General features: G+C 71.8%; 9 protein-coding genes, 1 other RNA gene and 1 pseudogene. 2 read left to right on the top strand and 9 right to left on the bottom strand.

The annotated features are described in order from the left end of the window. Both AB0E07_RS10810 and AB0E07_RS10805 read right to left on the bottom strand, forming a co-directional pair. Positions 1-296, bottom strand: a pseudogene (locus AB0E07_RS10810) (hypothetical protein); the annotation flags it as partial. A 273-nt stretch (positions 297-569) separates the two neighbouring features. Next, on the bottom strand, positions 570-1,535 hold the full coding sequence (locus AB0E07_RS10805; RefSeq protein WP_362248395.1) for a LysR family transcriptional regulator: 966 nt from the start codon (positions 1,533-1,535) through the stop codon (positions 570-572). An 83-nt stretch (positions 1,536-1,618) separates the two neighbouring features. On the opposite strand from AB0E07_RS10805, the gene AB0E07_RS10800 reads away from it, so the two are divergent. After that, positions 1,619-2,914 carry an MFS transporter gene (locus AB0E07_RS10800; protein WP_362248392.1) on the top strand — a complete coding sequence of 432 codons (1,296 nt, stop codon included), beginning with the start codon at positions 1,619-1,621 and terminating at the stop codon, positions 2,912-2,914. A 73-nt stretch (positions 2,915-2,987) separates the two neighbouring features. On the opposite strand, the gene AB0E07_RS10795 is transcribed toward AB0E07_RS10800, so the two are convergent. The 6 genes from AB0E07_RS10795 to ftsE form a co-directional block, all read right to left on the bottom strand. After that, entirely contained in the window at positions 2,988-3,974 is a 987-nt protein-coding gene (locus tag AB0E07_RS10795) for a DUF4232 domain-containing protein (RefSeq protein WP_362248390.1), read from the bottom strand. 159 nt (positions 3,975-4,133) lie between these two features. Then, positions 4,134-4,502: a transfer-messenger RNA gene (gene ssrA, locus AB0E07_RS10790) on the bottom strand. A gap of 102 nt (positions 4,503-4,604) precedes the next feature. Then, positions 4,605-5,147, bottom strand: coding sequence for an SsrA-binding protein SmpB (gene smpB / locus AB0E07_RS10785; protein WP_362249048.1), 543 nt, complete (start codon positions 5,145-5,147; stop codon positions 4,605-4,607). A 71-nt stretch (positions 5,148-5,218) separates the two neighbouring features. Further along, a complete protein-coding gene (locus AB0E07_RS10780; RefSeq protein WP_362248388.1) occupies positions 5,219-6,382 on the bottom strand; it encodes a S41 family peptidase in 1,164 nt (387 codons plus the stop codon). A gap of 68 nt (positions 6,383-6,450) precedes the next feature. Continuing rightward, the gene (gene ftsX, locus AB0E07_RS10775; RefSeq protein WP_362248386.1) at positions 6,451-7,368 is read right to left on the bottom strand and encodes a permease-like cell division protein FtsX; all 918 of its coding nucleotides are present in this window, start codon (positions 7,366-7,368) and stop codon (positions 6,451-6,453) included. 40 nt (positions 7,369-7,408) lie between these two features. Next, the gene (gene ftsE / locus AB0E07_RS10770; RefSeq protein ID WP_362248384.1) at positions 7,409-8,098 is read right to left on the bottom strand and encodes a cell division ATP-binding protein FtsE; all 690 of its coding nucleotides are present in this window, start codon (positions 8,096-8,098) and stop codon (positions 7,409-7,411) included. A gap of 254 nt (positions 8,099-8,352) precedes the next feature. Here ftsE and AB0E07_RS10765 point away from each other — a divergent pair, with 254 nt between their 5' ends. Next, positions 8,353-8,544: a hypothetical protein gene (locus tag AB0E07_RS10765; RefSeq protein ID WP_351931243.1), complete on the top strand. Its 192-nt coding sequence runs from the start codon at positions 8,353-8,355 to the stop codon at positions 8,542-8,544. Between the two features lie 84 nt (positions 8,545-8,628). Here AB0E07_RS10765 and AB0E07_RS10760 read toward each other — a convergent pair whose 3' ends face one another. Then, positions 8,629-9,210 carry an LPXTG cell wall anchor domain-containing protein gene (locus AB0E07_RS10760; RefSeq protein WP_362248382.1) on the bottom strand — a complete coding sequence of 194 codons (582 nt, stop codon included), beginning with the start codon at positions 9,208-9,210 and terminating at the stop codon, positions 8,629-8,631. Between the last annotated feature and the right edge of the window lie 92 nt (positions 9,211-9,302).

Here is a 9,302-nt window from a genome sequence, read left to right as displayed (position 1 = left end):
GTCGGGAACGCCTCGCTGCCGACGTGCGGGAACGCCTCGACGTCGGCGGGCTGCTCACGCGCCGGGGCGGGCTCGCCCGCCGCGCGCGGTTCACGGGGTGTGAACGCCTCGGCGCCGGGGCGCGGCCTGCGGCCGCCCGGGGCCGGGGCCGGGGCCGGCTGCGCGCCGTCGAAGCGGTCGAACGCCGAGAGGAGTTCGGTCAGGTCCGCGCGCCCCTGGTCGGCGGTGCCGTGGGGCCGGGTGTGGGTGGGGAGCACCGTCGTCTCGTCGGCGTCGCCCTGGTTCGCTCTGTTCATGTTGTTCAAGGCGGTCTCCGCAAACGCCTGGGTGTCACCCTCGCGGGTCGGGGTCGGCTGGGTTCCGGATGCCGCCTCCGGCCAGTCCGGTTGGGCGTCTTCCCGCCAGTTGTTCACGCGCACTCATCCCCCCACGGGAACCTACGGGTGCGCGCACGACTCTGAGCACCCGTCGACCGAAACCGGGCCCCCACCCGGTCCGAGCGCCCCCAATATCACACCGTGCTCAGGCCAAGAATGTAGCGCACGAGTGAGATCCATGTTTGCCGCGTGTCAGTTGTGGAGCCGCATCGTGACTTTGTCACTGGCCGGAATCCATCCCCCCGCAGGTGGCCGGAGCCAGTCCTCGGCCTCCGCGATCTCGGCCGCGGCCCGCCGCAACGCGTCGATGCCGGGGTGCACGAGTCCCCTGCGCCACACCAGCGACACGGGTGACAGCGGGACCGGGTCGGTGAGGGGCCGCAGCACCGAGCCGGGCATGGCCGGAAAGCCCACCACGGCGAGGACCGGGGTGCGGGTCTTGGCCATGATCCGCCGGAACTCCTCGTGCCCGACGGCGAGCGGCGCGGGCGCGGCGACCGTGATGTCCCGGTCCTCGAAGAGCCGGTGGGCGAGGTCGGTCCACTCCGGGGTCCGGGGGTTCCCGGCGCCCGCGTACACGACCGTTCCGGCGAGCGCGCCGAGCGGCACCCGGTCCAGCGCGGCCAGCGGATGGTCCTCGGGCAGGATCACCGCCATCGGCTCGTACCGCACGGGCTGGTGGTCCAGGCCCGCCCGCAGCACCGGGTCGAGGCCCGCGTACCGCCCGAAGGAGGCGTCCAGGCGTCCGGCGAGGAGTTCCGCGGCGGCTCCGGTCAGCCCGCTCTCGTAGCGGGCCATCAGCTCGTGGTCCCGGGCGAGTTCGCGGGCCCGCTCCAGCACCCGGGTCCCGGTGCCGAGTCCCGGCGAGTTCACGTCCACCAGCAGGGGCCGGACCTGTCCGAACGCGGCGAGCAGGTCGTCCTGGGCGGCGAGCGCCCGGCGCGCGTGCGGGACGAGCCGCTCGCCGTCCGCGGTCAGCGTCACCTGCCGGGTGGTCCGTACGAACAGCTCGGCGCCCAGCTCCCGCTCCAGCCTGCGGACGTCCCGGCTGAGGGCCTGCTGGGCGACGAAGAGGCGGGCCGCGGCGCGGGTGAAGTGGAGTTCGTCGGCCACGGCGAGGAAGGCGCGCAGCAGCCGGGGGTCGAGGTGGGCGGGCATGCCGTGAATTTACAACGCGGGTGCGTCAATCGGCTCCGGGAAGGTGTTGGACCCCGGGGCGGGCCTGCGGCGACGGTGGGTCCATGCCCCGACCGACCTCCGGCTACGGCCGTCTGTTCGCCCTGCCCGGCACCCGTGCCTTCACCGCCGGCAACCTCATGGCCCGCCTGCCGATGGGCATGTTCAGCGTGAGCGCGGTCATGATGATCGCCGGGACGCGGGACTCGTACGCGCTGGCCGGCGCCGTGGTCGCGGCCGGGCTGGCGGCGACCGCGCTGGTCGCGCCCTGGACGGCGCGGCTGATCGACCGGCACGGGCAGTCCCGGATCGCCCTGCCCGCCACCCTGGTCGCGGTCCTCGGCCAGCTGGCGCTGGCGCTGTGCGCCCGTCACGGTGCCCCCGACTGGACCCTCTTCGCCGCGTACGCCGCCACCGCGACGACCCCCAACATCGGCGGGATGGCGCGGGCCCGCTGGGCGCATCTGCTCCAGGGCGACCCGGGCGCGCTGCACACCGCGAACTCCTTCGAGCAGGCCGCCGACGAACTCTGCTTCATGCTGGGCCCGGTCCTCGCCGCGTTCCTGTGCGCGAGCCTCTTCCCGGAGGCGGGCACGCTCACCGGCGTGCTGCTGCTGGTCTCGGGCATGGCCCTGTTCACCGCCCAGCGCGCCACCGAACCGCCGGTCCTGCGGTCGGCCGCCGCCGGCCGCGCCCCGTACCGGGCGCCCGGGATGCCGGCGCTGCTCGCGGTGTGTCTGGCCGTGGGCGGGGTGTTCGGCGCGCTGGAGGTCGTCACGCTCGCCTTCGCCGACGCCCGCGGCCACGGCACGGCGGCCGGGGTGGTGCTCGCCCTCCAGGCGGGCGGCTCCTTCGCGGCGGGACTGCTGTACGGCGCCCTGAAGCCGGGCGGTTCCGCGGAGCGCCGCTACCCGTGGTGTCTGGCCGCCCTGGCGGCGGCGCTGACGCTGCCGCTGCTCGTGGCGTCCGTCAGCGGCTCGCTGGTCCTGCTGGCGGGCGCGCTGCTGGTCTCCGGGATGGCGACCGCGCCCACGATGATCACCAATATGACCCTGGTCCAGCGGCTCACGCCCGAGGGCCGGCTCAACGAGGGCATGACGCTGGCGGTGACCGGGCTGCTCGGCGGTATCTCCCTGGGCAGCGCGGCCGGCGGCTGGACGGCCGAGCACGTGTCGCCGACGGCGGGCTACGCGGTGCCGGTCGCCGCGGCCGGGGTGGCCCTGCTGATCGCGGTGACGCGCGGGGCGGGCACCCGGACCGCGCCCGCCCCCGGGCGCGGGACCGGATCCACCGGTCGGGTGCCGGGCCCTCGGGACGCCCCCGGCCGGCCGGCGGGGCAGGGGGCCGCGTCGAGGAAGTAGGCACCGGCCCCCGACGCGGCGGGGGCGGCGGGCCGGCCGTGACCCCTGCCGGTGGCGCTGTGCCCGCGGGATGTCACGGGGTGCGGGTCGTGTCCTTCGTCCAGGGGCCGACGCCGAGCTTGCCGGTGGTGCCGAGGTCGAGTTCCGGGATCACCGTCACGGGGTCCGCTCCGGGCTTGGCGACGATCCGGGCGTACGGAGCGTTCACCGGGTCGCCGAACTCGGTGGTGTTCCGCCAGGCGAGCCTGGCCAGCGCGGCCTCGCCCGGGGCGAGGGTCAGCGGGCGGGCGGTGTCGTCGCCGAGACCGGTGCTGATCGTGGAGGCGCCCTGGAGGACCTTCACCTCCCCGACGGCTTCATGGTCCTCGTCGAGCGGCTCGACCTCCGGGAAGCCGTTCAACTCGTACGTCCCGGTGCCGCAGTTGACGAGGTGCAGCCCGACCACGCGCAGGCCCATGGCCGCGTCGCCCTCGTCCGCGTAGACGTGGACCCCGGACTTGGGGCACGTGCCCGAGGCGGTCGGCGCCTCGTCGTCGGGGACGCTGCGCACCTTGAGGACCTTCACTCCGGACACCCCGGCCGACGAGCCGGTCGAACTCCCCATGACGACGGTGCCCTTGACGGTCTCGCCCGGTCCGACGGAATCCACGGTCCGCCGGGCGCTGTCGACGGCGCTGCCCGAACTCGACGTGAGGCTGAAGGTGATGGTGTAACTCACCGCCCCCGCACGGTCGTTGGTGATCTCGTAGTCGGCGGACCAGTCGGCCCCGCAGCCGCTGTCGGGGCCCCAGGCGTACAGGCCGGTGATCCGCACCTCGCCGTCCTCGGAGGGCGTGACGGGCAGCGGGGACGGGGTGCCGGAGGGGCGGCCCGCGTCGGCGGTGGCCCTGCCGGCCCCGGACAGGTCGCCGTACTGGGGGTCCGAGGGGCAGATCTTCCCGGCGGAGACCGGGCCACCGGCCCCGGCCCCGGCTCCGGCCCCGGCGCTCTCGGTTCCGCAGGCGGCGAGCAGGAGGACTCCGGCGAGTGCGAGGGGCACGGCACGCAAGGCGGTGGGCATGCGCTCATGCCACCAGGACTCGATCACGGCAGCTGTGATCGGGGCCACATCACCAGTCACAGGACTGTCACAGATACCCGGCGCCCGGCGGGCACGACGAAGGCCCCGGCGCTCGGGAGCGACGGGGCCTTGCCACGGTATTCAGTTGGAACATGGGATGAGTGGAGATGGCGGGAATCGAACCCGCGTCCAACGGTGCGGAAACAGGACTTCTCCGTGTGCAGTCCGGTACGAGTTTCTCAGCCCTCCGAATCACCCGGACAAGTCCGGAACGGGCTCAGTCACTGTTTGATTTCCCTTTTCACCCCGTGACCGGGATCAAGGTTTAGTCCCCTAGCTGATGCCAGGATCCGGGTCGGGAACAGCCCCGGGCTGACACTTCGCAAGTCGCTACTTAGGCAGCGAGGGCGAAGGAATCGCGCTTGGTGTTGGCGATTATTTGTTTCGGCCTGTGGTTTACGAGATCATGGCCGCTTCCTCGACACGCTTCCCCTGCTTCGACAACCGCTGTCGAAACCGATCATCCCCATGTTGTTTTTTCAAACCCTCTGACGAGGGGGTCGCACCCGCTGTGAGGTGCAGTGCCATCGTACGTGACCAAGGCACGCGCATGCCAGCGTATTCCCGGCGTCAGCCCTCCCGCTGCCTGCGCTTGGCCGCCGCGATGGCCCGGTCCGACTCCCGCCGGTCCTGCTTCTCCCGCAGGGTCTGGCGCTTGTCGTACTCCTTCTTGCCGCGCGCGAGCGCGATCTCGGCCTTCGCCCGGCCGTCCTTGAAGTACAGGGCCAGGGGCACGATCGTGTGACCCGTCTCCTGCGCCTTGGACTCCAGCTTGTCGATCTCCTCGCGGTGCAGCAGCAGCTTGCGCTTGCGGCGCGCGGAATGGTTGGTCCAGCTGCCCTGGTGATACTCGGGGATGTGGGCGTTGTGCAGCCACGCCTCACCCCGGTCGATCTGGACGAAGCCGTCGGCCAGCGACGTCCGTCCCTCGCGCAGCGACTTGACCTCGGTCCCCATGAGGACCAGACCGGCCTCGAAGGTGTCGATGATCGCGTAGTCGTGGCGGGCCTTCTTGTTCTGCGCGACGATCTTGCGCTTGCCGCCCTTCTCGCCGTCCTTGGCCTTGGCGGCGCTCCCGCCCTGCTTGGACTGGGACTCCTTGGGTACGTACATTCCCTTGCTCATAGTGCCGTCCATTTTCGCACTACGGAGGGGGTCCGCGGGAAGCGGATTTCCCGGGTCGGCTACTCCGCGCCCAGGCCGCTGAGGACCGTCCCGGCCCGCGCCAGCGCGCCGGCGTCGGCGTCGAGGTCGGGGGTGATGCCGCGGCCGTCGACCCCGCGGCCCGAGGGGGTGCGGTAGTGCCCGACCGTGAGTTCGGCGACGGAGCCGTCGGGCAGCCGGCTCGGCATCTGCACCGAGCCCTTGCCGAAGGTGCGGGAGCCCACGACCACCGCGCGGCCGCGGTCCTGGAGGGCGCCGGTGACCAGTTCGGCCGCGCTCATCGTGCCGCCGTCCACGAGCGTGACCAGCGGTCTGGCCGTGTCGCCGCCGGGCTCGGCGTGCAGGGCGCGCTGGTCGCCGTCGACGTCGTAGGTGGCGACCAGGCCGCCGTCGAGGAAGGCGGAGGCGGCGGCGACCGCCTCGGTGACCAGTCCGCCGGAGTTGCCGCGCAGGTCGAGGATGATCCCGCCGTCGGCCGGGGCCCGCCGTACCGCGGCCCGTACCGCGTCGCCGGAGCCCTTGGTGAAGGAGTCGATCCGGATGACCGTGACGCCGTCGCCGGTCCGGTGGGCGGTGACGGAGTCGGTGGACAGCCGCGCGCGGCGCACGGTGAGGCTCCACGCGCGCGTGCCGCGCTCCATGCCGAGCCGGACCTCCGTGCCGGCGGGCGCGTCGGTGGCGTCCCCGCGCAGTAAGGAGACCACCTCGGTGACCGGCCGCCCGTCGACCCTGTCGCCGTCGACGCTGCGCAGCCGGTCCCCGGCCCTGATCCCGGCCTCGGCCGCGGGCGACCCGGCCCGCACCCCGGTGACCTCGATACGGCCGTCGCGCTCGCGCCGGGCCCGCAGGCCCACGCCGGTGTACCGGCCGTCGAGGGCCTCCTCGAACTCCTCGTACTCGCCCTCGGAGTACACCGCGCCCCAGCGGTCCCCGCTGCGGCTGACGGCGCGCTCGGCGGCCTCCACGGGGGACTTGCCGTCGGCCATCGCCTCGGCGGCGGCCTCGGCGACCTGCTGATGGCGGGCCGCTGTGGTCGAACGGGGGGTGTCGGGCGACGACTTCCGGTCGGGTCCGGGCAGGGCGCCGGTGGCCGCGCCGGCCACGAGGACGCTGGTGAACACCAATGTCAGGGCGGCCCCGCGGCGCATGCGGCGGGGCTGACAGAACAGGTCACGACCTGACATGCCGGTGAGTCTAGGACAACGCGAGGGGCCGTACGGTCGGTTGACCGTACGGCCCCTCTTGGCAAGTGTCACACCTTCAGGTACTTGCGCAGCGCGAAGAAGGCGGCCAACGCGGGCATCAGCAGACTCGTCGCGAGGATGAGCGGGAGCTTGGTCAACACCGCGTCCCAGCCGATGAAGTTGATCAGATTCAGCTTCTCGGAGAGCGCCAGACCGTGGTCGATGATGAAGTACCGGGCGACCACCAGGAATCCGCAGGCGACCGCCCCGCCGATGAGTCCGGCGACCGCGGCCTCCATGATGAACGGCGCCTGGATGTAGAAGCCCGAGGCGCCGACCAGGCGCATGATGCCCGTCTCGCGCCGCCGGCTGAAGGCCGAGACCCGGACCGTGTTGACGATCAGCATCAGCGCGACGACCAGCATCAGCGCCATGATCGCGCGGGCCGCCCAGTTCATGCCGTTGAGCAGCTCGAAGAGGTTGTCCAGGATGCCCTTCTGGTCCTGCACCGACTGCACACCGTCGCGCCCGTCGAAGGCGGTGGCGATGACCTGGTACTTCTCCGGGTCGGAGAGCTTGATCCGGTACGACTCCTGCATCTGGTCCGGCGTGAGGGAGCTGGCCAGCGGGGAGTCGCCGAACTGCTCCTTGTAGTGCTTGTACGCCTGGTCCTGCGTCTCGTGCGTCACCGTGTCGACGACCGACATCTTGTCCAGGTCGGCGGTGATCTCCTTCTTCTGGTCCGCGGTCACCGCGCCCTTGGCGCAGTTGGGGTCGGACTCGGCGTCGCTCTTGTTGCAGAGGAAGATCGAGACGTTGACCTTGTCGTACCAGTAGCCCTTCATCGTGTTCACCTGGTCGCTCATCAGGAGCGACCCGCCGAACAGGGCGAGCGACAGGGCGACGGAGACGACGACGGCGAACGTCATCGTCAGATTGCGGCGGAGACCGACACCGATCTCGGAGAGTACGAACTGGGCGCGCATGGCGTCTGCTTCAAGCCTTTCCGTGGAACTCGCTGCGGTCTCAGTGCTGGTAGCCGTAGACGCCGCGGGCCTGGTCGCGGACGAGGCGGCCCTTCTCCAGCTCGATGACGCGCTTGCGCATCTGGTCCACGATGTTCTGGTCGTGCGTCGCCATCACCACGGTCGTGCCGGTCCGGTTGATCCGGTCCAGCAGCTTCATGATGCCGACGGAGGTCTGCGGGTCGAGGTTGCCGGTGGGCTCGTCGGCGATCAGCAGCTTGGGCCGGTTGACGAAGGCCCGCGCGATGGCCACGCGCTGCTGCTCACCGCCGGACAGCTCGCCCGGCATCCGGTCCTCCTTGCCGCCGAGCCCGACGAGGTCGAGCACCTGCGGCACGGACTTGCGGATCTCGCCGCGCGACTTGCCGATGACCTCCTGGGCGAAGGCGACGTTCTCGGCGACCGTCTTGTTCGGCAGCAGCCGGAAGTCCTGGAACACCGTGCCCAGCTGGCGCCGCATCTGCGGCACCTTCCAGTTGGACAGGCGGGCGAGGTCCTTGCCCAGCACGTGCACCTGGCCGTGGCTGCACCGCTCCTCGCGCAGGATCAGTCGCAGGAAAGTGGACTTTCCCGAACCGGAGGACCCCACGAGGAAGACGAACTCGCCCTTCTCCACTTCCAGGGACACATCCCTGAGTGCGGGGTGGGTCTGCTTGGGGTAGACCTTGGATACGTTGTCGAATCGGATCACGGATGCACCACGGGTCGCCGGGGGTAGATGAGCGTGACCATACGCGAGTCCGGCGCGGGGGCGCAGGCACCGGCGGCGTTGCATCACAGATATGCGGTTTTGTTCCCACGCGGGGGCGTCGGCGGCGCGTTCCCTCGGCCTCCTTCGGCAGCGCCCGGGCGGCCTCCGGAGGAACCTGGCACAGTAGAGAGGGGAACGTTCCGCGACCCCGAGACGTTCTCCCCCCGGAACCACTCACAAGAAGGGCGAGGCGCATGACGTACGACCGGCTGGTGTGCGCGAACTGCGCGGCGCCCGTGAACGAGGGCCGCTGCCCGGTCTGCCGCGCGAACCGCGAACGGCTCCAGCAGGCGAACCCGCTCGCGAACCTGACCCCCATGACGCTGATCGCGCTGCTCGCGGTGCTGATCGCGGCGGTGGCCCTGCTGGCCCACCAGACCGCGTAGGGCGCCGCGCCAGACGTACGAGAAGGGCCCGGAGCGATGATCGCTCCGGGCCCTTCGTCACGCACGGTGTGCGTACGGCCACCGTCAGGCGGCCGCACCGCCACGGCCGCCGGCCAGACGCGGCAGCACGCGGAAGCCCACGCCGCCGGCGATCATCGTCGCGGCACCGATGATCAGGAACATGGTCTGCCCCGAACCGGTCTCGGCGAGCTCCTCGCCGCTGCCCTGGGCGGAGGTGTCGTCACCGGTGTCGGTCAGCGAGGAGGACCCCTCCTGCTGGGGCGAGGCGCCGGAGCCGCCGTCGGGGTCGGTGTTGTTGCCGCCGCCGTTGCCGTTCCCGGTGTCCGAGTCGTCGGTCGGGTCGGTGCCGGGCTCCGAGGGCTCCTCGGTGGGCTCGGTCGGCTCCTCGGTGGGCTCCGTGGGCTCCTCGGTGGGCTCGGTCGGCTCCTCGGTGGGCTCGGTCGGCTCCGGGATGACGGTGGGCTCCCCGGTGGGCTCGGTCGGCTCCGGCTCCGGCTCGGTCTCGGTCGGCTCGGGCGTGACACAGACGCCCAGTTCCTCGCAGACGTCGGCGGAAGCGACGCCGGCGGCGGAGAGCGTGGCACCGGCGGCGATCACCGCGCCGGCCGCGATCCGGGCTATGCGGATCCGCGTCTTCTTGGTCATGTGGTTGCTACCCCCAGTAGCTCATCGTCAATGAGGCGGCGCCCGGAGCGGTGATCGACGGAGGGTGGTAGCTGAACTCACGCCCCCCGGTT

This window comes from Streptomyces sp. NPDC048002 (assembly GCF_040653275.1).
GTDB lineage: Bacteria > Actinomycetota > Actinomycetes > Streptomycetales > Streptomycetaceae > Streptomyces.
The sequence above is the reverse complement of the archived record's forward strand: the minus strand, read 5'-3'. Positions and strand labels throughout refer to the sequence as shown.